The sequence below is a fragment of the Bradyrhizobium sp. CCBAU 53351 genome (assembly GCF_015291745.1).
Taxonomy (GTDB): Bacteria; Pseudomonadota; Alphaproteobacteria; order Rhizobiales; family Xanthobacteraceae; genus Bradyrhizobium.
On sequence record NZ_CP030059.1, the window covers coordinates 216,760 to 241,720 of the forward strand.

Genomic DNA, 24,961 nt, shown 5'->3' on the forward strand with positions numbered 1-24,961 from the left:
AATTCGGCTCGGCCGAACTGCTGCCCGAGAAGGTGTTTCTGCAGCAGAATCCGGCGGATATATTGCAGTGCAATAAGGAATTGCTGCGGGATTTCTGCAGCAAATTGCGCCGCGGACGGAGCTGAAGCCCACATTTGCTTTTTCGTCGGCAGCTGGACAAATGGGCCATGCATCCGCGAGACCAGACCATTTTTGCGCTGTCATCCGGCCGGGCGCCCAGCGCGATCGCGGTGGTGCGCGTGTCGGGCTCGCAGGCCGGCCAGGTGCTGAAGATGCTTGCCGGCAAGCTGCCGGCACCGCGGCAGGCCAGCCGCCGCCTGCTCCGGGATAGGGCCGGCGAGCCGATCGACGATGCGGTGGTGCTCTGGTTTCCAGGACCTGCCAGTGCGACGGGCGAGGACATCGCTGAGTTCCATACTCATGGCGGCCGCGCGGTTCTGGCGACGCTGCTCACCTCTATTTCTTTTATTCCGAATACACGGGCGGCCGAACCGGGTGAGTTCACGCGGCGGGCATTCGAGAACGGCAAGCTCGACCTCACCGAGGCCGAGGGTCTCGACGATCTCATTCACGCCGATACCGACCGGCAGCGGCGCCAGGCGCTGCGCCAGTTGCAGGGCCTGCTCGGCGACCGCGCGCGCGACTGGCGCGAGCGCATCATTGAGGCGTCGGCGCTGATCGAAGCCGGCATCGATTTTTCCGATGAAGGCGACGTGCCCGCCGAATTGATGGCGCCGGCGATCAGCGCCATCAAAGCGTTGCATGACGAAATTGCAAAAGTCCTTGCGACGCAGGGACATTCTGAACGTCTGCGCGACGGGCTCGTGGTCGCGATCGCCGGCGAGCCGAATGTCGGCAAGTCGACGTTGATGAATCAGCTCGCACGCCGCGAGGTCGCGATCGTCTCGCCGCATGCCGGCACGACGCGCGACGTGATCGAGGTACAGCTCGATCTCGACGGCTATCCGGTCACGATGATCGACACCGCCGGCATTCGCGAGACCGACGATCCGGTCGAGCAGGAGGGCGTGCGCCGCGCCCGCGCGCGGGCCGAAGACGCCGACCTCGTGTTATGGCTGGTCGAACCCGAGCAAGCCGTTGATCCGGTGCCGTTGCAGTCGCTTCAAAATTCCGGGACTGAGAGCGATCGGTCCGGCGGCCCGGTGTGGATCGTCCGAAACAAGATTGACCTCAGCAGAGCCGGAGGCTCCGCCGCGCCGGGCGAGTTTGCGATTTCGGCGCGTGAAGGCGATGGCATCCCCGAGCTGGTCGAGGCCCTCGTCAAATTCGCGGCCGAGTTCTTCGGAGCCAGCGAGGACGGCGTTGTGACCCGGGCGCGCCAACGCGACCTGTTGAGCCGCGCGTCGGACAGCTTGCGCCGGAGCCTCGAGCTTGTAGAACAAGGCGAAGAGCTGGCCGCCGAGGAATTGCGTGCCGCCGCTTATGCCTTGGGCCGGCTGCTGGGTCGGGTGGACGTCGAGGATGTCCTGGGCGCCATTTTTCAGAAATTCTGCATCGGAAAGTAGGGCTAGTTCTTCATTGTAGAACTAGCGCTTGTTCCATTTCTTGTGTTTCACGTGAAACGTGGTCCCGCTTAGAAGTTCCGGCCTCGTAGCCCGGATGGAGCGAAGCGCAACCCGGGCCGGTCATAGCCGGGCCAACGAGCTTCCCGGGCGCTTCCTCCAGTGGGGTTCCGGTCGTTTCACGTGAAACAGGTGACGGCCGGACCGGTCTCGATTCCCCATGCCGCTAGCCAGTCGGAAAGCGCAACCGTCGAAACGATCGGTGTGCTCGCGATCCCGTCATTAAGAGGCGCTCCTAAAACGAAGCGATCCGGACCGCCTTCAGGGAGACAGGGGCTGGCTTGCTTCGCTGCGCTCCCAACGGCCGGGCCTGCCGCCGCCGGGCTTTGGCCCCGGCGCTTCAGGCATGGGCATTCCGTTTCACGTGAAACAGCATCCCTCCCAAGGTTTCCTACTTTGCATGGGGTTGTTTTCGCAAAATCGTTTTTGCCGCCCCGCCCGGCACATGTTTCACGTGAAACACCGTGCGCCCCAGTTTCCGCTTCCGGCTTTCCCGCCTCTGAGCTAGAAGTCCGCCCATGCGAACAGAGCGAGAGAGCTTCGACGTCATCGTGATTGGCGGCGGCCATGCCGGCTGTGAAGCCGCGGCTGCGTCTGCCCGGATGGGCGCGGCGACCGCCCTGGTCACGCACCGTTTCTCGACCGTCGGCGCGATGTCCTGCAATCCCGCTATCGGGGGTCTCGGCAAGGGCCATCTCGTCCGAGAAGTCGACGCTCTCGATGGTCTGATGGGCCGGGTCGGCGATGCCGGCGGGATCCAGTTTCGCGTCCTCAATCGCCGCAAGGGTCCTGCTGTCCGCGGTCCCCGGGCCCAGGCGGACCGGAAGCTTTATGCCGCTGCGATGCAGGCCGCGATCCGCGAGACCGAGGGCCTTTTCATCATTGAAGGCGAAGCCGACGAGCTGATCGTGACCGATGGCCGAGTGACTGGATTGCGCTTGGCTGACGGCCGGGAGCTCCGGGCAGGGGCCGTTGTCGTCACCACCGGCACCTTTCTCCGTGGTCTGATCCATCTCGGTGAGAAGAATTGGCCGGCCGGCCGGGTCGGCGAGGCCCCCGCGATGGGTCTGTCGGCCTCCTTCGAGCGGGCCGGCTTCACCTTGGGACGGCTCAAGACCGGCACTCCGCCGCGTTTGGATGGCACCACGATCGACTGGTCCGCGGTCGAAATGCAACCCGGTGACGAACCGCCGGAGCCCTTCTCGGTCATGACCGAGCGGATCACGACCCCGCAGATCCAATGCGGGATCACCCGGACCACCGCGGCAACGCATGAAGTGATCCGGGCCAATGTCCATCGCTCCCCGATGTACTCCGGCCAGATCAAGAGCTCCGGTCCGCGCTATTGTCCCTCGATCGAGGACAAGATCGTCCGCTTCGGCGACCGTGACGGTCACCAGATATTCCTGGAGCCGGAAGGACTCGACGACAGCACGGTCTATCCCAACGGCATCTCGACGTCGCTGCCCGAGGAGGTCCAGCTCGCGATCCTCGCCACCATCCCGGGCCTGGAGCGGGTGAAAATGGTCCGTCCCGGCTACGCCATCGAATACGACCATATCGATCCCCGGGAGCTCGATCCGACCCTGCAGACCAAGCGTCTGCGTGGGCTGTTCCTGGCCGGGCAGATCAACGGCACTACCGGGTACGAAGAAGCGGCCGGGCAGGGCATCGTGGCCGGTCTGAATGCGGCGCTTGCTGCGAGCGGAGCGGCACTGACGGTGTTCGATCGTGCCGATGGCTATCTCGGGGTGATGATCGACGACCTCGTCACCCGCGGCATCAGCGAACCCTATCGGATGTTCACCTCGCGGGCCGAGTACCGGCTGACGCTGCGGGCGGACAATGCCGATCAGCGTCTGACGGAGAAGGGCATCGCCCTGGGGTGTGTTGGAAGCGGCCGAACCCTGCACTATCGCGCCAAGATGGACGCCCTGAACGCAGCCCGGACGCTCTCGAAGTCGCTGACCATCACCCCGAACGAGGCGATCAAGCACGGATTGTCCCTGAACCGCGATGGCCAGCGCCGGTCGGCCTTCGAGCTGATGGCTTATCCGGAGATCGGTTGGAGCCAGGTCCGGACGATCTGGCCTGAGCTATCAGCCATCGATCCCGTCATCGCGACCCATCTTGAGATCGACGCCAAATACGATGTCTATCTCGAGCGCCAGAGCGCCGACGTCGAGGCTTTCCGGCGCGACGAGGGGATGGTGCTGTCGGAGGTCGACTACAGCCTCGTGCCCGGTCTGTCCAACGAGGTCCGCGCCAAGCTGGAGAAGGCGCGGCCGTTTACGGTCGGCCAGGCCGGCCGGATTGACGGCATGACACCAGCGGCGCTCGGCATCCTCGCGGCCTATCTTCGTCGCGAGGCACGGAAGACTTCCAAGGCAATCGCATAAGCCAATTGCAATAGGCGTTTCACGTGAAACAGCGCGGACCGGGCGGAGACAGACCGTTATCGCGACGACCCGGCACAGGTGAGGGCGCGGGTCATCGATCTGATCCGGGGCCCGCCAAGCCGAAGATCGACAAAGCCAGCGCGAACGATCCCGCACTCGATTCCATCATCGCCGCGGACAAGCGGGCGGCGTTGAAGCTCGCGCCCGTTTCACGTGAAACCGAGGAGCGGCTCGATCGCTATATCGCGCTGCTCCGGGAGTGGCAGGCCAAGACCAATCTGGTCGCACCTTCGACGTTGCCACAGCTTTGGACCAGGCACATTGCCGACTCGCTTCAGCTGGTCGAGCTCGCGCCTACGGCAAAACGCTGGGCCGACCTCGGCAGCGGCGGCGGCTTTCCCGGCGTGGTGCTCGCCTGCGCCATGGCCGGTACGCCGGATGCGAGGGTTCATCTCGTCGAGCGAATCGCGAAGAAGGCCGCCTTTTTGCGCGAAGCGATCCGCGTCACCACATCTCCGGGAGTCGTACATCTCGCTGAGATCGGGGATAATGTGGATAGAATCACCGGCCCCGTCGATTGCGTCACCGCGCGTGCGCTGGCTCCGCTACATCAACTCATCGGCTTTGCGGAGCCGCTGATGCGCCAGGGCGCAAAGGCGTTGTTTCTCAAGGGTCAAGATGTAGAGGCTGAATTGACCGAAGCCTCTAAATATTGGAATATTGCGCCTCAGCTCCACCAAAGCCGCACGGGTGACGGCTGGATCGTGGAGCTGGATGCGGCCGAACGGCGCGGGTGAGGCGTTCAGGGGACTGGGGAATTTTCGATGACCGTGATTGACGAGCCGCAGCAGACGCAAGAACCGACCAGCGAGGTGCCGCACGGCCACCCGCGCATCCTGGCGCTGGCGAATCAAAAGGGCGGTGTGGGAAAAACAACCACAGCGATCAATCTCGGCACGGCGCTCGCCGCGATTGGCGAACGCGTCCTGATCGTCGATCTCGATCCCCAGGGCAACGCCTCGACCGGCCTCGGGATCGACCGCCGCAGCCGCTCCTGCTCGACCTACGACGTGCTGATCGGTGAAGCGCCCCTGCGCGAAGCCGTGGTCTCGACCGCGGTGCCGCGGCTGCACATCGCGCCGTCGACCATGGATCTCTCCGGCCTCGAGCTCGAGCTCGGCACCACGCCCGGCCGCGCCTTCAAGCTGCGCGACGCCATCGGCGCGCTCAACAACAACGTCTCGCCGGATGCCGACTACACCTATGTGCTGATCGACTGCCCGCCCTCGCTCAACCTGCTGACGGTGAACGCGATGGCGGCTTCGGATGCAATCCTGGTCCCGTTGCAGTGCGAGTTCTTCGCGCTCGAAGGTCTGTCGCAATTGCTGCAGACGGTGGAGCAGGTGCGCTCGACGCTCAATCCGAACCTGTCGATCCACGGCATCGTGCTGACCATGTTCGACTCGCGCAACAACCTGTCGAACCAGGTCGTCGCGGACGTCCGGCAGTTCATGGGCGAGAAGGTCTACAAGACCATGATCCCGCGCAACGTGCGCATCTCGGAGGCGCCGTCCTACGGCAAGCCGGTGCTGGTCTACGATCTCAAATGCGTCGGCAGCGAAGCCTATTTGAGGCTCGCCACCGAGGTGATCCAGCGTGAGCGCGAGCTGCGCGTTACGCATTGACGTGAGATCCGCAGGGCGGGTTGGCGCAGCGTAACCCGCCGATCTCTCGCCGCGAACGAACCTGTGGCGGATTACGCTGCGCTGATCCGCCCTACGACCTACGATTTGAAATTCAGTTCTGGAGTGCTGCACCGTGAATCCAAGGGAGCTGGCGATGGCCGATGAAGCGCGTTCGCGACTGGGCCGGGGGCTTGCAAGTCTGATCGGTGATGTCGGTGGCGAGGCTCAGCACGTCGATCGTCCGCGCGCGCAGCGCAAGGTGCCGATCGAATTCATCAAGGCCAATCCGCGCAATCCGCGCCGCACCTTTTCCGACACCGAGCTGAAGGAGCTCAGCGAGTCCATCAAGCAGCATGGCGTGATCCAGCCGATCGTGGTGCGTCCCGTGAAGGGCGCGCAGGATCGCTTCGAGATCATCGCCGGCGAGCGGCGCTGGCGCGCTTCGCAAATGGCCGGCCTGCACGAAGTGCCGATCGTGCCGGTCGACATCAGCGACAGCGATGCGCTGGAGTTCGCGATCGTCGAGAACGTGCAGCGCGAAGACCTCAACCCGATGGAAGAGGCGCAGGGCTATCACGCGCTGGCCAACGAGTTCAAACGCAGCCAGGACGACATCGCGAAAGTCGTCGGCAAGAGCCGCAGCCACGTCGCCAACATGATGCGGCTGACCAAGCTGCCGGCGGAGGTGCAGGCCTTCATCGCAACCGGCGAGCTGACGGCCGGTCACGCCCGCGCACTGATCGGCGTGCCGGATCCGCTCGCCGCCGCCAAGCGCATCGTCGAGGAGGGACTCAACGTCCGGCAGGCCGAAGCGCTCGCGCATGAAGAGGGCGTGCCGGAGCGCAAGCCGCAAAAGGCGCGCAGCACGGGGGGCAAGGAAAAGGACCCCGACACGATCGATCTGGAGAAGCGCGTCAGCGATGCGCTCGGCCTCAAGGTCACCGTCAATCACCGCGACCCCGGCGGCTCGGTGCAGATCAACTACCGCAACCTCGATCAGCTCGACGAGGTCATGAAGCGTCTGGCCAAGGGCGCGCTGTAGGCCACGACCTGCCCTGGCGTTGTGAGCCGGGCGATTGGCCACACCTTCAGTGTTGTCCTGGCGTTCGCCAGGACGACCTTGGGAAGGCCGCGTGCTTCAACATTGCTTCGCTGCGCTCGCAATACGCGGAGAGAGTTCGGGCTCAGCCCCGCCGCTTCGCATTTGCGGCGATCGCCATCAGCGTGCGCTGGGCGATGGCGGCGGCAAGGGTGGATTGCTTGCGGGTGTCGAGCGCCGCGGCCGCGAGCTGCTCGATCACCGCGGCGAGCTTCGCCACGCTGAAATTGCGCAGCGCGGTTTCGACCGCGGGCTTTCGGGAAAAATGCAGGCGCGGATAGCCGCCGTCGAGCACGGCGGAGGCAGGCTGGCCGTCGGCGATGGCGAGCGCGGATTTGTGCAGCCACGCCGCCTGGCGCTGCGCGGCGGAGATGATCACGCCGGGATAGGTGCCGGCGATCATGGCTTTTGCGAATTCGGTCTCGACGATATCGGGCCGCCCGGCAAAGGCGCCGTCGACGATCGGGTCGAGCTTCAGCTCGGACGCGTCCGCGACCACCGCCATCACGTCGTCCAGCGTGACCTCGCCCTTGCCGTGGGAATAGAGCGTCAGCTTGCGCAGCTCGTTGCGCGAGGCCTGGCGGTCACCGCCGAGGAACGACATTAGCGCGGCACGGGCGTCCTGTGCGATGCGCAGATTCGCGATACGCAGCTCGTCGTCCATCAGCTTGGCGAGATCGCGCTCGGTGTCGGGATAGCAGCCGATCGCCACAGCCGTCTTGGCTTTCTCGCACGCCTTGCGCAGCGGCGATTCCGGGCGGAGCTCGCCGGCCTCGATCACGATGCGGCAATCCCTGACGTTCATCTCGGCCAGGGTGTCTATCCCGCTGGCAAAGCTGCGCGAGCCTGCGCGGATGCGGATGGCGCGGCGGCCGCCGAACAGCGGCACCGTCATGGCCTCGTCGACCAGCCGCGATGGCTCGGCAGACAGCTCGTCGCCGTCGAGCTTCACCATCGCAAAGGGATCGTTGGGATCATCGACGGCGGAGGCGATCAACGCATCGGCGCGCTCGCGCACCAGACCGGCGTCGGGACCGTAAAGCAGGATGATCGGACGGCCCGCATCGGGGCGGGCGAGGAAGCTGTCGATCTCTTTTCCACGCAGCGCGACCATGGCCTAGATCGTCATTCCGGTGCGCGCGAAGCGCCAACTACGGTGCGCATTGCGCACCTGAGAATCCAGAGATTGTTGATCGAGATTCCGGGTTCACGCTGTGCGTGCCCCGGAATGACGGGAGTGGTTCAGGTCCCCGCGGTAAAGAACGAGGCGAGCCGGGTCGTGATGTTCTCGGCAATCTCGCTGGCGGCACGATCCTCCGCGTCGCGCACGGCGCGGTTGCGGGAGAAGCGCTGATAGGACCCCGGCATGTCGTAGGACACGCGCGAGAAGGTCGAGCCGGACATGACGGATTTGCCGGTCGCGACGTCGATCAGATTGTATTGGGCGTCGATGCCGAGATTTTCGTTGGTCGGCAGTCCCGTCGCGGTGCTGACGATCAACGAGGAACGGTTGGTGGTGAAGCGGATGTCCAGCCGGTGGGTCGGCGGCATGCCCGTCGCCGAGCCGTAAAGCTTGAAGGCGAGGGCGTTGCGGATCTCGACGCCGACGCGAGCCTCGCGGGAGGCGTTGGGCTTGCTGATCGGGGGCAGCTCGACCCCCATCAGCTTCTCGCGCAGGCCGGGGGTGCCGTCGTTTCGCTCGGCATACATCGGCTGGAAGCAGCCGGCGGTCAACGCGGCCAGGGCGGCGACCGCCAGCAAGCGGGCTGCGATGCGGATCCTAGCCGACAACATTTACGATCCTCTTGGGGACGATGATCACCTTGCGGACGGGCTTGCCGTCCAGGGCCAGCTTTACCGCATCGAGGGCCAAAACGGCAGCCTCGATTTCCGGATTCTGGGCCGCTGTTGCAACTGTGACCTCACCCCGCTTCTTGCCATTGACCTGGACCACCAGGGTTACGCTGTCTTCGACCAGCAAATCGCGTTCGATTTGGGGCCAATTGGCCTCGGAAACCAGCCCGCTCTGGCCCATAGCCTGCCAGCACTCCTCGGCGAGGTGCGGCATCATCGGGGAGAACAGCTGGACCAGGATCTGGCTGGCCTCCCGGATCGCCCAAGCCAAATCTGGAGCGAGATCGGACGACGGCTGGCCGGGGCGCTGGAGGATTTCCGAGAAGCTGTTGGCGAATTCGCGGATATGAGCGAGGCAGACGTTGAAGTGCAGCCGCTCGATCCCGGTGGTCACCTTGTCCAGCGCGCCATGGGCGGCCTTGCGCAGGGCGGTGGCGTCGGGGCCGAAGCTGGCCGGCCGGGCCGCGGGCGCTGCCTTGCCGAGCTCCACGGAATCGTTCACCAGTCGCCACAGCCGCTGCACGAAGCGCGAGGCGCCCTGGACGCGCTCGTCGCTCCAGATCACGTCGCGGTCGGGCGGGGAGTCCGACAGCATGAACCAGCGGGCGACGTCGGCGCCGTAGGTCTCGATGATGTCGTCGGGGTCGACCGTGTTCTTCTTCGACTTCGACATCTTCTCGATCGGGCCGATCTGGATGTCTTCGCCCGTGCTGAGCAGCGTCGCGCGGCGCCCGTTGCCGCCAACCTCGACCTTGACCTCGGCCGGCTGCACATAGGTACCGTCGGCCCGCTGGTAGGTCTCGTGTACCACCATGCCTTGCGTGAACATGCCGGCGAACGGCTCGTCCAGCGCAATGTGCCCGGTCGCCTTCATCGCGCGGGTGAAGAAGCGGCTGTAGAGCAGATGCAGGATCGCGTGCTCGACGCCGCCGATATACTGGTCGACCGGCAGCATCCGGTTGGCGACCGCGGGCGTCGTCGGCGCGGTCTCATTCCAGGGATCGGTGAAGCGCGCAAAATACCAGGACGAATCCACGAAGGTGTCCATGGTGTCGGTTTCGCGGTTAGCGCTGCCACCGCATTTGGGGCAGGTGACGTGCTTCCACGTCGGATGATGGTCCAGCGCGTTGCCCGGCTTGTCGAAGCTCACATCCTCCGGCAGCACCACCGGCAAGTCGGCGTCCGGCACCGGGACCACGTCGCATTTCGGACAATGGATGACCGGGATCGGGCAGCCCCAATAGCGCTGGCGCGAAATGCCCCAATCGCGCAGGCGGAAATTGACCTGCCGCTCGCCGACCGGCGCGTTGCCGCGCAGCTCGGTCTCCAGGCGCTTTGCGACCTCGTCCTTGGCCTGATCGATCGTCATGCCGTCGAGGAAACGCGAATTGATCATGCGGCCGTCACCGTCGTAGGCGGTGTCGGTGATCACGAACGTCTTCGGATCCTGGCCCTCCGGGCACACGACGGGCGTATTGCCGAGATTGTACTTGTTGACGAAGTCGAGGTCGCGCTGGTCGTGCGCCGGACAGCCGAAGATGGCGCCGGTGCCGTATTCCATCAGCACGAAATTGGCGACATAGACCGGCAGCTTCCAGCTCGGGTCGAACGGATGCACCGCGCGGATGCCGGTGTCGAAACCCTGCTTCTCTGCGGTGTCGATGATCGACTGTGCGGTGCCGATCTTCTTGATGTCGGCGATGAATTCCGCGAGCTTCGGGTTCTTCGCGGCTGCTGCCTGCGCCAGCGGATGATCCGCCGAGATTGCCATGAACTTCGCGCCGAATAACGTGTCAGGGCGCGTCGTGAAGATCTTCAGCTCATTCTCGCCAGCCGGCGTCGTCGCCGCATCCAGCGCGAAACGGATCAACAGGCCCTCGGAGCGGCCGATCCAGTTGCGCTGCATCAGGCGCACCTTGTCGGGCCAGCGGTCCAGACCATCCAGCGCCGACAGCAATTCCTGCGAGTACTTCGTGATCTTGAAGACCCACTGGCTCATTTCCCGTTGTTCGACAATTGCGCCGGAGCGCCAGCCGCGGCCGTCGATGACCTGCTCGTTGGCGAGCACGGTCATGTCGACCGGGTCCCAGTTCAGCTTGCGCTTCTCGCGCTCGGCGAGACCTGCGGCGAGCATGTCCAGGAACATCTTCTGCTGGTGCTTGTAGTAGCTGGGATCGCAGGTCGCGAATTCGCGGCTCCAGTCCAGCGACAGCCCGATCGAGCGGAGCTGCTTCTTCATCGCGGCGATGTTGTCGTAGGTCCAGGCCTTCGGCGCGACCTTGCGCTCGATCGCGGCATTCTCGGCCGGCAGGCCGAACGCGTCCCAGCCCATCGGGTGCAGCACGTTGAACCCCTTGGCGCGCATGAAGCGGGCCAGCACGTCGCCGAGCGTGTAATTCCTGACGTGACCGATATGGATGCGCCCGGACGGATAGGGAAACATCTCGAGTACATAGTATTTCGGCCGCGAATCGTTGTTCTTGGAGACGAAGATCGCCTGTTCGTCCCAGAGGCGTTGCCAGCGCGGTTCGGCGTCGCGGGCGTTATAGCGTTCGGAGGTCATGGAATCGTTGGGGTTTTCATGGGTTCGGCCGTCTCAAGACGGCGGACTAGGCCATAGAAGTCCTCAAGGGGTCAATGGGTTGCCGCGATTTGGAACTTTGCGCGCGCCTCCGCATAACTACGAGGGCCTGCGTTGGCGTGTGATTAAGGGGTCGATGCCAATTTGCGGCCCAATAAGACCGCATGAGCGCAATGGATTCCAGCTTCGACGATCCCGATTATGATTATGCCGCCTCCATCGCCGGACGGGCGATGCGCAGCATGGCCGAACAGCGGATTGCGCCGACGCCGGCTAATTTCGCGGTCTGGTACCAATATTTCGCGGGCAGCCACGACGATCTGCGCAACGCGATCGATCTCTTGATCGACCACAATCGTCCGTTCGACGCCCGTACCAATCAGGATCTGTTCGAGACCTATGTCGCGCCCCAGGTCAGCGCCATCGTGGTCGACACGTCCGAGCGGCTGCAGGCCCTGATGGGAGCGGCCAAGGAATTTCTGGCGACCGCGATCGCTGACAACCATTCGCAGATGCAGGCCATCAGCCAGGTGGCCGACGAGAGCAAGGCTGGCGTCGATCCGAAGGCGCTGGTCGCCCAGCTCATGAACGAGCTGGCCCGGGCCGCCACACGCGCGACGCGGCTGGAAGCGGGCTTTGCGGAAAAAACCCGCGAGCTCGATGTCATCAGGGATTCGCTCTCGCGGTCCGAGCAGCGCGCCCGGACTGACACCCTGACGGGCCTTGCAAACCGGCGGGCGCTCGACGAATTCCTGCGCAAGGCGCAGGGGACTGCGGATTGGGGCGAGCCGCTCAGCGTGCTGATGCTCGACATCGACCACTTCAAGACCTTCAACGACAATTTCGGCCACGGCGTCGGCGACCAGGTGCTGCGCCTGATGGCGAAGGTGCTGCGGGAAAAGGTCCGGACGCAGGATCTGCCGGCCCGCTATGGCGGGGAGGAGCTGATCGCGGTGCTGCCGGACGCCGATCTCGCCACTTGCGCCGAGATTGCCGAACGCATCAGGCGTGCGCTCGCCGAATGCACGATCACGCGCCGCTCGACCGGCGAGACCCTGCCCAATATCAGCGTGTCGATCGGCGTGGCACAGTACCGGCCCGGCGAAGCGATCACCGATCTCATCGAGCGCTGCGATCGCGCGCTCTATCTCGCCAAGGGCAGCGGCCGCAATCGCGTGGTGACGGAGATCGAGCTCGATCGCGCGGGAGCTCCAGGATAGCGCCCGGGCCGGGACACGATCATTCCGTGCCGGCGTGCCAACAGCGTATCGGGTATTCCCATTCGATTCATTTTACCTTAGGTTGTACAGGCAAGCCCTCCAGTCAGGCTGAGCCGCGCAATGAACATTTTCGGCGCCGTCACCTTTGGAAGCCTGATCAAGACCTTCCTTCCGGGTCTGGTGTGGCTGTGTGCATTTGGCATCGTCGAAGCCGACATCGCTCAGTACAGGGGCTACGAATCCTATGTCCTGAAGATTCTCGGTAACAGCAGTCAGGCCTCGACGCTGTTGATCATCGCATTCCCGGCGTCGATCTTCGTCGGATTGCTGTCCAACATCATCGTCTTCATGGGATTGAACGACTTGCTCGTGCGCAATCCGTTCAAGATCAAGAACAGCGATTTGTCCGCGCTGCACGCCAGACTCTCGCAAATGCTGCGCGACAAGAGCTGGACGGTGCTCGGACTGAACGACGCCACGTTGAAGGAAAGCTTCGATCAGTGGACCGATCCCGAGATCATCCTGGTCGAGAGGATTGGTCCCGAAAAGCTGGCCTATGTCCGGGAGCAGTACTGGTATCATTTGGAGTTTCAGCTCAATCTTCTGATTTCCTTCCTCGCCGTCTTTCTCGCGCTCGTCATTTCGGCCTTCATCAACGGCATCTTCGATTCGGCAGGTGGCTTCGGCCGCTTTCTTGTCATGGCCGGCATCTACTTCCTGATCAGTGCCGGGTTGCTGCGCGCGGCCCGCAAGAACTACGAACGGCATGTCGCCAAGATGGCGAGCCTGCTGACCGCGGTGCTGACGCAGTCGCAAGACGAAGAGGATGAGGTTGCTTAGCCGGCCATCAACAGCTCTCGGAGCCCCCCGCGCATTGGCCGGTTTCGGATCGCCGCCCGATGACCTATATTGGGGGCATGCAGGCCTATTTCTTCGACCTCGACGGAACCCTGACCGATTCTAGGGCAGGCCTCTATCCTGCGTTTCGCCGCGGCCTGGAGGTGATCGGTGTCCACGGGGTGCCGGACGCCCGGCTCAAGACCTTCCTGGGAACGCCGCTGCCTCAGGTGTTTCGCGCGATGCGCCCCGACGTCAGCCAAGCTGAAATCGACCACGGAATGACGGCCTTCCGTGCGCTTTTCGAGCGGACCGGCATCGTTGCCAATGAATTGTATCCGGGCGTAATTGATCTGCTTCGCAGCATCCAGATGCGCGGTTCGGCGATCTGGGTGGTGACCTCCAAACCGCAGAACCAGGCGATCGAGGTGGTGAGCTATCTCAAGCTCGATCGCTATGTGGCTGGCGTGATCGGTGCCGGACTGGCCGAAACCGATACCAAGACCGATCTCGTCGGCCGGGCCCTTGCGGCCGCGCAGGCGGACAGCAGCAAGGCTGTGATGGTGGGTGACCGCTCCTACGATATCATCGGGGCAATCGACAACGGCGTGCTGCCGATTGGTGCCCTGTGGGGATATGGGTCCGAGGACGAACTGAAGGCGGCTGGATGCCGGCACTTTGCCAAGTCGCCGGACGATTTTCGCGTCGCGTATGTCGAGACAAGGGCAGGCTTTGTCGATACCGGCCTGACCGCCGCCGCCGGGCGATATTAGCCCGCCATCATCATATCAGCCGCGCCGCTCTCGATCGCCTGGATGCCGTGCTCGACGACATTGTTGCGGCCACGGTGCTTGGCGGCGTAGAGCGCGGCGTCGGCGGCTTCGATCAAATCGCCGGGACGCAAGGCCTCGTTGGGCTTCGTCGCGGCAACGCCGATCGAGACGGTGACGATCATATGGGCCGAGGTGATGTGCGGCAGGCACAGTTTCAGCACCGCCGCGCGCACCTGTTCGCCGATTTTCACGGCGCTGTTCACATCGGTGTTCGGCAGCAGCAGGCAGAATTCCTCGCCGCCATAGCGCGCCGCAAAGCCCATCGTGTCGGCGGCGATGCCGGACAGCGATTCGCCGAGCCTGGTCAGGCAGGAATCGCCTTCGAGATGACCATAGGTGTCGTTGAACAGCTTGAAATGGTCGACGTCGATCATCAGCAGCGCGAGGTCGCTGCCATATTGCTGCGCGCGCATCCATTCGAAGTCGAGCCGGCTCTGGAAGCCGCGGCGGTTGGCAAGGCCCGAGAGCATGTCGATCGAGGCCATCACCGTCAGCCGGTCGTTGCTCGCGATCAGCTCGCGTTCGCGCTGGCTCAGTTGCGCGGCCATCGCGTTGAACGCGCGGGCCAGCGGCACGAACTCGGCCGGCAGGCGATTGCGCGCCGCGCGGGCCGACAGATCGCCCTCGCCGAGACGCTTGGCCATGTCGACCAGCATCTCGATCGGCTTGATGACGAGCTTCTCGGCAGCGATCAGCGCGCCGAGCAGGACGAACACCACGACGAAAGCGAGCTGGAGATAGGCGGTGCGGATGTCGCGGCTGACCGCCGCGGACACCTTGTCCTCGTCGATGCTGGCGATCAGGCGGGCATTGGTGCCCGCGATGCGGATGTAGCTGACCGCGCGGCGCGAGCCGTCGGCGGCGAGGAAAGACAGCGCGCCCTCGTCCTGGTCTGAGCGCAGCGCCCGGTCGGCGATGGCGGACATCAGCGGCATGTTGTCGAGCGGACGGCCGACCGCGCTGTGCTGGTCGGCCGGCGCGGCCAGCACGGTGCCTGCGCTGTCGACCAGCACGGCGGTGATGCCGGCGCGGCCGCCCAGATTGCTCATCACCTTCGACATCCAGTCGAGGTTGACCGTGGCGAGCACGACGGCATCGGCGACGCCGCTGAAGGCGGACACCGGGTAGACCGCCATGACGGTTGGCGTCTGCACCGGGCGCGACAGGATGAAATCGCTCAGCACGAAGCGGCCGGTTTCCTGGGCCTGCTGAAAATACGGCCGGTCGCTGAGGTCGAGGCCGACATACATGTTGTTGGTGGCGCATTGGATGCGTCCGTCCTGGCCTGCGATCAGAAGCGTACGGATCCAGGGCAGATTCGACGGCAGGCTCGCGCGCAGCACGTCGCAGCTCTTGCTGACGCCGCCGGCGGAGGCGCGGATGAAAGCTTCCGACTTCAGGATGGTCTCGACCGACGAGATCACCTCGCGCTGCGCGTCGGCGCTGTGCCTTGCGACGGTGGTGAATTCAATCGTGGCCTGCGCGATCTGCCGGGCGCGGGTGTCTTCGAGCGAACGAATGCGCTCGAGCATCAAGGGTGCCACCAGAATCACCGCGAGCAACGCAAGCCGCGCTCGGATCCCGAGAACCTGCTTGAGTTTCGCTCGCTTGCGGTTGAGACTGATGCTTGCCATCTTCGCTACCCACCCCGATGGGCAAGGTAAAGCGAAGGGTTCAAAAACTCTTTCTTGAACTCGGTAAAATTGGACTTACCCCAGTTACGTCCTTAATCAGTCGACGTCATGACAGATGAAAACGCCGCGCCGGTAACCGGCCATTCACCAAACGCGCTTGCCGCGGTCGAAGCCGAAATTGCACGCGCCTGCAAGGATGCGCGGCGCGATCGCGCCTCCGTGACGCTGATCGCCGTGTCCAAGACGTTCGCCGCGGACGCCATTATCCCGATCATCGACGCCGGACAGCGCGTATTCGGTGAGAATCGGGTGCAGGAGGCCAAAGGCAAGTGGCCCGCGTTAACGTCTGTTTACCCCGGCATCGCGCTGCATCTGATCGGACCGTTGCAATCCAACAAGGCGAAAGAGGCGGTCGCGCTGTTCGATGCCATCCACTCGGTGGACCGTCCGAGCATTTGCCAAGCGTTAGCCAAGGAAATCAAATCACAGAACAAGCACCCGCAGCTCTTCGTCCAGATCAACACCGGCGAGGAGCCGCAGAAGGCCGGCATCGCGCCCGGAGAGGCCGACGCCTTCCTCGCCAGCTGCCGCGACACCTATGGGCTGACGATATCGGGCTTGATGTGCATCCCGCCGGTCGACGAACCGCCGGCCGCGCATTTCGCGCTGACCGCCAAGATCGCCGCGCGCAATGGATTGACCAATCTCTCGATGGGCATGAGCGCGGATTTCGCCACCGCAATCATGCTGGGTGCCACCCATGTGCGGGTGGGAAGTGCGATCTTCGGGCACAGGTGATTGCTGTCGTCCCTGCGAAGGCAGGGACCCATACCGCGTGATCTCTCATTTGATCACCGGTGTTCGTACCGGCGAAAGTTAGGTGACTCCGGTCTTCGCCAAACTTCTCCCTGGGGTTATGGATCCCTGCGTTCGCAGGGACGACAGGAGAGTGTGAGTTGCCTACACGAACCCCACCGCCACCGTCCCCAACACCCCAAAGTCCACCGTCATGTGATCGCCGGCCGCAATCGGCAGCGGTGGATGGCACGTGCCGGTCGTCACCACCTGCCCTGCCCGCAAGGTGATGCCGAGCCCGGAGAGCTCATTGGCGAGCCAGGCGAGCGCGACGCGGGGATCGCCGAGCACGTTCTTGCCGTGACCGACATAACGCTCGCCGCGCACCGTGATCTGCGGCCGCTCCTCGACGAGATCCATCGTACGCCAGTTCGCAGCCGTCGCCTCGCCCAGCACGAACAGATGCGCGCAGGCATTGTCGGCGATGAGCTGCGCCTCGCCGGCGCTGGCGAAATCGCCAAAGCGCGAATCGGGAATCTCGATCGCGGGATGGAAGCTGTCGACGGCGGACAGCACCTCGTCGACGGTGTACGACGCTGGGCGCGGCGGCAGGTCGCGTCCCATGCGGAAGGTGAATTCAGGCTCGCCCACGCGCATCTCGTTGCCCTTCATCGACGCAGTCCCTCCGTCGGCGATGACCGTGTCGCTCATGATGCGACCGGCCAGCGGTCCGGTGACATTGATGTGCTGCTGTCCTGATACGCTCGTGGCTGCGATCTTCCAGCCGAACAATTCTCCCAGAGACTGGGTTTCGAGCGCAGCTTGGATGGCGTAGCCCTCGATTCGGCTCTGCGGTCGCACCGGAGCCTCCAGCGCGTCAAGCTTGGAGCCGTCGCGCCAATGTTGAACGAGCACGCGCGATGCGGCCGCGATCTGATCCTTGTCGAGCATTGGTCTCACCCGATGATGATTCTTGTTTGTGGGCCCAGGCGCCGAACCAATTGCAGCATCGCAGATTTCGTCATCGAGACGCAGCCCGCAGTCGGGCCGAAATTGTCGCGGGCCAGGTGCAAAAATACCGCGCTGCCGCGGCCGGCAATCCGCGGCCTGGTATTGTGGTCGATCTCGATGATGAAGTCATAGAGATGATCTGTGCGCTTGAGGCGGTCGCCGCCCTGCCCCTCGCTCAGCCGGATTCCCTGGTTGTAATGGCGGTCCTTCGGATCCTCGCACCAGGCGTCGGCTGCCGTGATGGTCCGGGCCGGCAAGAAGCTCTGCGGACGGCTGTGCCGGTCGCCCCGCCACCACAATCGCCGGGGACGGAAGCTGCCTCGGGGGGTGCCGCCGTCGCCCTCGCGCTTGTTGGCCAGGATGCCGCCCCGCCCCAGCGCGACCGGAATGGTCAGCGAGCCCGCGATCAGCCAGCCTCGCCGCGGATTGCCGGCGGCAGGCTTAACGCGGATCGTTCGAAGCGGTCCGGCACTTCGATTCATGGTGTAACCGACTGAAACAGCTCTATTTTTCATGTGAACGTGCAATGTCGAATTCATTACAGGACATTCATCGAAACGCCCTGCTATTCTGAGTTAGAGTGGTTCTGGCTTGTGAATCGGTGACAGCCCACTACTTCAACACGAACAACAATAACAACAGCGACCCCTAAACTTCCCCTCACGGCTGGGTGCGGCATTGGATGCGCGCCGAGCCGGACCCCAAAAGGATGACCCCCTATGGCCAATGCCCGCAAGATCCTGATCGTGGATGACGATACCGATCTGCGCGATACGTTGGTGGAGCAATTATCGCTACACGAAGAATTTGAGGCCTCCGCCGTCGATACCGGCGCCAAGGGCGCGAGCGCCGCCAAGGCCAATGCCCCCGATCTCGTTCTGATGGATGTCGGCCTGCCGGACACCGACGGCCGTGAGGTGGTCCGCTCCCTGCGCAAGGGTGGCTTCAAGGCTCCGATCATCATGCTGACCGGTCACGACACCGATTCCGATACGATTTTGGGGCTGGAATCCGGCGCCAACGACTATGTGGCAAAGCCCTTCCGCTTCGCCGTCCTGCTGGCCCGCATCCGCGCCCAGCTCCGCCAGCACGAGGCCAGCGAGGACGCGGTGTTCTCGGTCGGCCCCTACTCCTTCCGTCCCGGCTCGAAAATGCTCACCGCGGCCAATGCCCGCAAGGTGCGCCTGACGGAGAAGGAAACCGCCATCCTCCGCTTCCTCTACCGCGCCGGCCAGATGCCGGTCTCGCGCGAGACCCTGCTCCAGGAGGTCTGGGGCTATAATTCCGGCGTCACCACCCACACGCTGGAAACCCACATCTACCGCCTGCGCCAGAAGATCGAGAAGGACGCCGCCAACCCGGAAATCCTGGTCACGGAAGCCGGTGGCTACAAGCTGGTGCCGTGATACGCTTGAAGGGCGTGCGAATCGTTTTAGATCGCATGCCCTTGAGCCTCGGATCTGAATGTCAATCGACGACGACGTAGCGCTTCTCGAGCGAGTCCCGACACTGCGCCTGTTGGGCGACGCCTCGTTGCGCATGCTGGCGATCGGGTCCGAGCAGCGTGACTTCGTCCGCGGCGACACCCTGTTCAATCTCGGCGACGACGCCGATGCCGGCTTCGTGGTCCAGCGCGGCGCGTTCCGGGTCGACGACGGCGCCGGCGCCGAAATGATCGCCGGTCCCGGCGCGCTGATCGGCGAGCTCGCGCTGGTGGTGCCGATGAAGCGTCCGTCGAGCGCGATCGCTCTGGAGCACTCCTCCGTCATCCGCGTCGCCCGCAGCCTGTTCCAGCGCGTGCTCGAGAGTGACCCCGCTGCTGCCGTTCGCCTGCGCGATGAATTCGCGGTGCGCTCGAGCCAGATCGCGAGCGACATCTTGATGGCGGGCGCGAAGCTGACGTCCTGATTACCGCTCCATCCGGGCTACGAACTTATACGTCCAGCGTCACCGTCACGGGCACATGGTCGGACGGCCGCTCCCAGCTCCGCGCATCGCGCAGGATTTTGAAATCGCTGACGGCATCCTTCAATGCGCGCGACACCCAGATGTGGTCGAGCCTGCGGCCGCGATCGCCGACGGTCCAGTCGGCGGAGCGATAGCTCCACCACGTGTAGACCTTCTCGGACATCGGAATGCGGTCACGTGCGACGTCGACCCATTCGCCGGCCTCGAGCGCGGCCTGGAGCTTTTCCGTTTCGACAGGCGTGTGCGAGACGACCTTCAGCAGCTGCTTGTGCGACCACACGTCGTTCTCGTGCGGGGCGACGTTGAGATCGCCGACCAGGATGTGGCGATCCTCTCCGCGCGGATGCAGCGGCTCGCACGCCTTCATCTCGTCGAGGAAGCGAAGCTTGTGATCGAACTTCTCGTTCACCGCGGGATCGGGAATGTCGCCGCCGGCGGGCACGTAGAAATTATGCAGCACCAGCGGCTTTGCGATATTCGCCTTCTCGCCGAACGAAACGGAGATGTGGCGCGAATCCACCTTGTCGCAGAAGGTACGGATGTCCTTTGACTCGAACGGAATCTTCGAGACGATGGCGACGCCGTGATAGCCCTTCTGCCCGTTCAGCGCGACGTGCTCATAGCCGAGTCGCTTGAAGCGCTTCAGCGGGAAGGCATCGTCGATGCACTTGGTCTCCTGCAGGCACAGCACGTCGGGCCGCGCGCTTTTGAGGAATTTCGCGACCAGATCGATGCGCAGCCGCACCGAATTGATGTTCCAGGTTGTCAGGGAAAAACGCATGGGAAATGCGTCTTAGCATGGATTGGCGCGGGGAAAGCACCCGTGCGCGATAGACCGACTATGGCCATCCACGACAATCTCTCGTGCCCCGGACGCGCTGCAGAGTCGGGGCCCACTGCGCTGCATTCTGGGTCCCTGTGTATCGAAATCCTGTCATGGTGGAGTGGGCGGGAAGCCGTTGGGTCCTTGGCGCTTGACGCCGTGAGCCGGCTCGGTCTCCCGCCCGTTCCATTTATCAACCTGAACAGTTGCACGAGGCTGCGCCAACAGACCTCGCATCACAGGGACAGGCACCATGATCATACGCCCTCGTTACGTCGGAATCGACGTCTCCAAACGATATCTCGATATCTTCGATGAGAGCCTGGGCGTGCCGGAGCGCATCGCCAACGCGCCGCAGGCCATCACACAGATCGCGGCGCGTTGGCGCTGCGATGTGCTGGTCGTCTTTGAAGCCACGGGCGTCTATGACCTTGAGCTTCGTGAGGCGCTCAGCCAGGCCGGCATCCGCTTTGCCCGGATCAACCCGGCCCGGGCCCGGGACTTTGCGCGCGCCAGCGGCCAGCTCGCCAAGACCGACCCGATCGATGCCCGGATGCTGGCGAGCTTTGCCCGGGCCATGCAGCCTGCCGCTGAGCAGGCTGCCAATCCTGCCCGCAATGCCCTGGCGGGGCTTGCAAAACGGCGGGATCAACTGGTTCTCATGCGTGCCCAGGAGAAGAACAGGCGCAGCGAGGCCGAGGACCGCGCCATGGCCGATCGCATCGGTCGGCTCATTGAAGTCCTCGACAATGAGATCGCCGCAATCGAGGCCGATATTAGCGCACTGATCAAGACTGAGCCGGAGGTCTCCGATGATGCGCAGTTGATGCGGTCACTTCCCGGCGTGGGCCCCGTAACCTGCATGCAGCTGATCGCGCAGATGCCGGAACTCGGAAAAGTGGGACCGAAGCAGGTGGCCGCGCTCGCCGGCCTGGCTCCCTTCAACGTCGACAGCGGCGCTTACCGCGGCAAGCGGAAGATCGTCGGGGGCCGAAAGCGCGTCCGCGATGCCCTCTACATGGCCGCTCTCAATGCGGTCCGCCGGGCCGATCCATTCAAGGCCTTCTACGCTCGACTGCGACAGGCCCGTAAACCTGCCAAGCTCGCTCTCATTGCCGTTGCCAGGAAGCTGTTGACGGTCCTCAACGCCATCATCCGCGATCGAAAGCCGTACCTGTACACTAGACCGGCTATGCGCCGCACCGCTACGCGCTGCGTCGCGTCCGGGACACGAGACGGGACTAGCCCGGCGCCGGGCCGTAATTGGTGAAATCGATCTTGAACATGCCGGGATCGAGCTTCTTGCTCGAATCCAGATTGTAGACCGCGATCGTGGTGTCGTAGCCCTGCGGATCGGTGACGGTCCACTGCTTGAGCTGGCCGTCCTTGGCGCCGAACATCAAGAGCAGGCGGCTGGTGCCGACCAGCGCCTGCTTCTCCTCGATGGTGACGCTGACGAAGACGTCGTCGGCCGAGACGCCAACGACATTGGTGTCCTTCATCAGGTCGATGCGGTCGGACAACAGGAAGCGCAGCGGCGTCTGCGACAGCGGATAGACGTCCTGGGTCGCGAGCTTGCGGTCGCGCACCACCAGCGACGATCCGTCCGCGACGATGTCGATCGGGCTCGGCGCGTCATATTCGAAGCGCACCTTGCCCGGCTTCTGGATGTAGAAATCGCCCTGCGTCTTGCTGCCGTCGGGGCCGACCTGGACGAAATTCCCGACCAGCGTCGAAAGCGACGAGAGATAGGCGCTGACCTTGGCCGCCTGCGCCTTCTGGTTGGCATCGAAGGTCTGGAAGATGCTGCTCGGCACGTTGCGGCGCGGATCGGGGATCACTGGATTCGGCGGCGTCTGCGTCGCGCCGGTGACAGCGGGTCCACTGCCCCCGGATTGAGCACCATCACGGCCCTTCGGCGCGGGCTTCGGCACCGGCACGGTCTGCGCGAACGACGTCGCGGTCACCATCGCGGCAGTGACGAGCAGCACGCCGGCCACGCGCGCGCTTCGCGCAGCGATATTGGCAGCGAATCGAATGTCCGGATGTCTGATCAACGCGTCGTCCTGTATGTCTAGGCGCCTTTTAGCGTGATTTCGGGCAAAAGCAGATATCGATTTTGCGTGAAATGATGTCTCGTCGAGGCTCCTCGCCTCACATATGGCTGTCTTCTTCCTCGACCAGAATCTCGCGCTTGCCGGCGTGGTTGGCGGGTCCGACGATGCCTTCCAGTTCCATGCGTTCCATCAGCGATGCGGCGCGGTTATAGCCGATTTGCAGGCGGCGCTGGATATAGCTGGTCGAAGCCTTGCGGTCGCGTTTGACGATCGCAACGGCCTGCTGGAAGAGATCGCCGCCGCCGTCCGCGCCCATGCCGCTGGCGTCGAACACGGCGCCGCCGTCCTCGTCTTCGGTCGGCTCTTCGGCGGTCACCGCCTCGAGATATTCCGGTTGTCCCTGCGTCTTGAGGTGACGCACCACCTTCTCGACTTCGTCGTCGGACGCAAAGGGCCCGTGCACGCGGCTGATGCGGCCGCCGCCGGCCATGTAGAGCATGTCGCCCTGGCCGAGCAATTGCTCGGCGCCCATCTCGCCGAGAATGGTGCGGCTGTCGATCTTGGACGTGACCTGGAAGGCGATGCGGGTCGGGAAGTTCGCCTTGATGGTACCGGTGATGACGTCGACCGACGGACGCTGCGTCGCCAGGATCACGTGCAGGCCGGCGGCGCGCGCCATCTGCGCGAGGCGCTGCACCGCGCCTTCGATGTCCTTGCCGGCGACCATCATCAGGTCGGCCATTTCGTCGACGATGATGACGATGTAGGGCAGCGGGTCGAGCGAGAGCTTCTCTTCCTCGTAGATCGCCTTGCCGGTCTCCTTGTCGAAGCCGGTATGCACCGTGCGCGTCGGCTCCTCGCCCTTGGCCTTCAATTCGAGCAGGCGCGTGTTGTAGCCGTCGATGTTGCGCACACCGAGCTTGGCCATGTTCTTGTAGCGCTCTTCCATCTCGCGCACGGCCCATTTCAGCGCGACCACCGCCTTCTTCGGGTCGGTCACGACGGGCGTGAGCAGATGGGGAATGCCGTCATAGACGGAGAGTTCGAGCATCTTCGGATCGACCATGATCAGGCGGCACTGGTCCGGGCGCAGCCGGTAGACCAGGCTGAGGATCATGGTGTTGATGGCGACCGATTTGCCGGAGCCGGTGGTGCCGGCGATCAGCATGTGCGGCGTGCGCGCGAGGTCGATGATGACGGGGTCGCCGCCGATGGTCTTGCCGAGGCAGAGCGGCAGCTTGGCCACCGTGTCGGTTGCTTCCTTGGCGATCAGCAATTCGCGCAAATAGACCTTTTCGCGATGCGCGTTCGGCAGCTCGATGCCGATGGCGTTGCGGCCAGGCACGACGGCGACGCGCGCCGACAGCGCGCTCATCGAGCGGGCGATGTCGTCGGCAAGCCCGATCACGCGCGAGGATTTGATGCCGGGCGCGGGCTCCAGCTCGTACAGCGTGACCACGGGGCCTGGATTGGCTTTCACGATCTCGCCGCGCACGCCGAAATCCTGCAGCACGCCTTCGAGCGAGCGCGAATTGGCTTCCAGCTCGGCCTTGCTGAGCGGCTGGCGATCGCCGGCCTTGGGCGCGGCCAGCACGGACACGGACGGAAGCTCGAATTTGTCGGAGGATTTCTTGGGGGAGGCCTTCGGCGAAGCCTTCTTGCGCGGTGCGCGCGCGACGGGCTCCTCCTCTTCCTCCTCCTCGTCTTCCTCTTCCTCGTGCTGATCCTCGTCGTCTTCGTCGTCGGACTGCGGCGAGATCGAGGGCGCGGAGCGCCCGCCTCCGAGATTCGGCTCCTGCCGGCTGAACGCCACGGCCTTGGTCTTCGGTCCGCTCGAGACCAGCGAACGGTAGGCGGCGCCACACAGCCAGATCAGCCGCGCCTTCGTGCTCATCAGCGCATGGAACAGCCAGCCCAGCGACACCGAACCGCGATCGCTCTCATCGTCTTCCTCGAGCGGCTTGTCGTCGTCCTCGATCTCCGCGAGCTCGTCGTCATGCTCACGGGCGCCGAGGCCGCAGGCAATCAGAAAGGTCGCGGCCATCGCAGCGAACAGGATCGTGCCGAGCACGATGCGATAGATCGTGCCCGGCGGTCCGAAAATCACCGCGGGCGCGCGCACCAGGGCATCGCCGACGACGCCGCCGAGGCCGGTTGGCAGTGGCCATGCGCCGCCATGGGGCCAGCAGCTGACGAAGCCCGCCGCGATGACCGTGCAGAGAATCCAGGAGCCGAGCCGCAGCGCTTCGCGGTCGAACGGGCGATGCGTCATCATGCGCCAGCCCCAGACCGCGACGGTCAAGACCAGCATGATCGCGCCGAGCCCGAGGATCTGCATCGCAAGATCGGCGCCGATCGCGCCGGCATAGCCGAGGATGTTGCGGATCGGCCGCGAGGTGGCGTGGCTGAGGCTGGGATCCTGCACCGACCAGGTCATCAGCGCGGCCGAGGCGACGCCCGCCAGCGCGATCAGGCCGAGGCCGGAGAGTTCGCGCATGCGCCGCGCCAGACCCTCACGGATCGATGGCGGCAGATGGCCGACCAGTGGAATGACACGTTCGATTGCCGACATGCTCACGGGC

21 protein-coding genes are annotated in these 24,961 nt (G+C 64.2%); 12 read left to right on the forward strand and 9 right to left on the reverse strand.

The window, feature by feature from the left end; genetic code table 11:
* Positions 1–167 precede the first annotated feature (167 nt).
* From mnmE to XH83_RS01080, 5 genes are all read left to right on the forward strand, one after another.
* Positions 168–1,526, forward strand: a complete 1,359-nt coding sequence (gene mnmE, locus XH83_RS01060) for a tRNA uridine-5-carboxymethylaminomethyl(34) synthesis GTPase MnmE (RefSeq protein ID WP_194405272.1) — start codon at positions 168–170, stop codon at positions 1,524–1,526.
* A 575-nt stretch (positions 1,527–2,101) separates the two neighbouring features.
* Complete coding sequence (gene mnmG / locus XH83_RS01065; RefSeq protein ID WP_194405273.1) at positions 2,102–3,982, forward strand: tRNA uridine-5-carboxymethylaminomethyl(34) synthesis enzyme MnmG; 1,881 nt, start codon at positions 2,102–2,104, stop codon at positions 3,980–3,982.
* Positions 3,983–4,146: 164 nt separating this feature from the next.
* Complete coding sequence (gene rsmG, locus XH83_RS01070) at positions 4,147–4,779, forward strand: 16S rRNA (guanine(527)-N(7))-methyltransferase RsmG (protein ID WP_194408123.1); 633 nt, start codon at positions 4,147–4,149, stop codon at positions 4,777–4,779.
* A gap of 27 nt (positions 4,780–4,806) precedes the next feature.
* A complete protein-coding gene (locus XH83_RS01075; RefSeq protein ID WP_194405274.1) occupies positions 4,807–5,667 on the forward strand; it encodes a ParA family protein in 861 nt (286 codons plus the stop codon).
* Between the two features lie 154 nt (positions 5,668–5,821).
* The gene (locus tag XH83_RS01080) at positions 5,822–6,709 is read left to right on the forward strand and encodes a ParB/RepB/Spo0J family partition protein (RefSeq protein ID WP_026312464.1); all 888 of its coding nucleotides are present in this window, start codon (positions 5,822–5,824) and stop codon (positions 6,707–6,709) included.
* 142 nt (positions 6,710–6,851) lie between these two features.
* Here the strand turns inward: XH83_RS01080 and holA are convergent, their stop codons facing one another.
* From holA to leuS, 3 genes are all read right to left on the reverse strand, one after another.
* Complete coding sequence (holA, locus tag XH83_RS01085) at positions 6,852–7,880, reverse strand: DNA polymerase III subunit delta (protein ID WP_194405275.1); 1,029 nt, start codon at positions 7,878–7,880, stop codon at positions 6,852–6,854.
* Between the two features lie 128 nt (positions 7,881–8,008).
* The gene (gene lptE / locus XH83_RS01090) at positions 8,009–8,560 is read right to left on the reverse strand and encodes an LPS assembly lipoprotein LptE (RefSeq protein WP_194405276.1); all 552 of its coding nucleotides are present in this window, start codon (positions 8,558–8,560) and stop codon (positions 8,009–8,011) included.
* Positions 8,547–11,183, reverse strand: a complete 2,637-nt coding sequence (leuS, locus tag XH83_RS01095) for a leucine--tRNA ligase (protein WP_194405277.1) — start codon at positions 11,181–11,183, stop codon at positions 8,547–8,549. The genes lptE and leuS overlap by 14 nt, the downstream gene beginning before the upstream one ends.
* A 191-nt stretch (positions 11,184–11,374) precedes the next feature.
* Here leuS and XH83_RS01100 point away from each other — a divergent pair, with 191 nt between their 5' ends.
* From XH83_RS01100 to XH83_RS01110, 3 genes are all read left to right on the forward strand, one after another.
* A complete protein-coding gene (locus XH83_RS01100) occupies positions 11,375–12,421 on the forward strand; it encodes a GGDEF domain-containing protein (RefSeq protein ID WP_194408124.1) in 1,047 nt (348 codons plus the stop codon).
* A 120-nt stretch (positions 12,422–12,541) separates the two neighbouring features.
* Positions 12,542–13,261 carry a hypothetical protein gene (locus tag XH83_RS01105; protein ID WP_194405278.1) on the forward strand — a complete coding sequence of 240 codons (720 nt, stop codon included), beginning with the start codon at positions 12,542–12,544 and terminating at the stop codon, positions 13,259–13,261.
* 59 nt (positions 13,262–13,320) lie between these two features.
* The gene (locus XH83_RS01110; RefSeq protein WP_194405279.1) at positions 13,321–14,031 is read left to right on the forward strand and encodes an HAD hydrolase-like protein; all 711 of its coding nucleotides are present in this window, start codon (positions 13,321–13,323) and stop codon (positions 14,029–14,031) included.
* On the opposite strand, the gene XH83_RS01115 is transcribed toward XH83_RS01110, so the two are convergent.
* Positions 14,028–15,725 (reverse strand): diguanylate cyclase domain-containing protein, encoded by a 1,698-nt coding sequence (locus tag XH83_RS01115; RefSeq protein ID WP_194405280.1) that lies wholly within the window; start codon positions 15,723–15,725, stop codon positions 14,028–14,030. The genes XH83_RS01110 and XH83_RS01115 overlap by 4 nt on opposite strands.
* A gap of 108 nt (positions 15,726–15,833) precedes the next feature.
* Between XH83_RS01115 and XH83_RS01120 the strand changes: the two genes are divergently transcribed.
* Complete coding sequence (locus XH83_RS01120) at positions 15,834–16,523, forward strand: YggS family pyridoxal phosphate-dependent enzyme (protein WP_194405281.1); 690 nt, start codon at positions 15,834–15,836, stop codon at positions 16,521–16,523.
* Between the two features lie 162 nt (positions 16,524–16,685).
* On the opposite strand, the gene XH83_RS01125 is transcribed toward XH83_RS01120, so the two are convergent.
* On the reverse strand, positions 16,686–17,471 hold the full coding sequence (locus XH83_RS01125) for a 2-keto-4-pentenoate hydratase (RefSeq protein WP_194405282.1): 786 nt from the start codon (positions 17,469–17,471) through the stop codon (positions 16,686–16,688).
* Between the two features lie 5 nt (positions 17,472–17,476).
* Positions 17,477–18,013, reverse strand: coding sequence for a L,D-transpeptidase (locus XH83_RS01130; RefSeq protein ID WP_246776393.1), 537 nt, complete (start codon positions 18,011–18,013; stop codon positions 17,477–17,479).
* Positions 18,014–18,250: 237 nt separating this feature from the next.
* Here XH83_RS01130 and XH83_RS01135 point away from each other — a divergent pair, with 237 nt between their 5' ends.
* Together XH83_RS01135 and XH83_RS01140 are read left to right on the forward strand one after the other, a co-directional pair.
* Positions 18,251–18,937: a response regulator transcription factor gene (locus tag XH83_RS01135; protein WP_007598630.1), complete on the forward strand. Its 687-nt coding sequence runs from the start codon at positions 18,251–18,253 to the stop codon at positions 18,935–18,937.
* Between the two features lie 58 nt (positions 18,938–18,995).
* The gene (locus XH83_RS01140; RefSeq protein ID WP_194405284.1) at positions 18,996–19,439 is read left to right on the forward strand and encodes a cyclic nucleotide-binding domain-containing protein; all 444 of its coding nucleotides are present in this window, start codon (positions 18,996–18,998) and stop codon (positions 19,437–19,439) included.
* Positions 19,440–19,464: 25 nt separating this feature from the next.
* On the opposite strand, the gene xth is transcribed toward XH83_RS01140, so the two are convergent.
* Entirely contained in the window at positions 19,465–20,280 is an 816-nt protein-coding gene (xth, locus tag XH83_RS01145; protein ID WP_194405285.1) for an exodeoxyribonuclease III, read from the reverse strand.
* 295 nt (positions 20,281–20,575) lie between these two features.
* On the opposite strand from xth, the gene XH83_RS01150 reads away from it, so the two are divergent.
* On the forward strand, positions 20,576–21,592 hold the full coding sequence (locus XH83_RS01150; RefSeq protein WP_246776394.1) for a transposase: 1,017 nt from the start codon (positions 20,576–20,578) through the stop codon (positions 21,590–21,592).
* Here the strand turns inward: XH83_RS01150 and XH83_RS01155 are convergent.
* Both XH83_RS01155 and XH83_RS01160 read right to left on the reverse strand, forming a co-directional pair.
* Positions 21,564–22,322 (reverse strand): outer membrane lipoprotein carrier protein LolA, encoded by a 759-nt coding sequence (locus XH83_RS01155; RefSeq protein ID WP_194408125.1) that lies wholly within the window; start codon positions 22,320–22,322, stop codon positions 21,564–21,566. The two genes, XH83_RS01150 and XH83_RS01155, sit on opposite strands and share 29 nt — an antisense overlap.
* A 154-nt stretch (positions 22,323–22,476) precedes the next feature.
* Positions 22,477–24,957 carry a DNA translocase FtsK gene (locus XH83_RS01160; protein WP_194405286.1) on the reverse strand — a complete coding sequence of 827 codons (2,481 nt, stop codon included), beginning with the start codon at positions 24,955–24,957 and terminating at the stop codon, positions 22,477–22,479.
* Between the last annotated feature and the right edge of the window lie 4 nt (positions 24,958–24,961).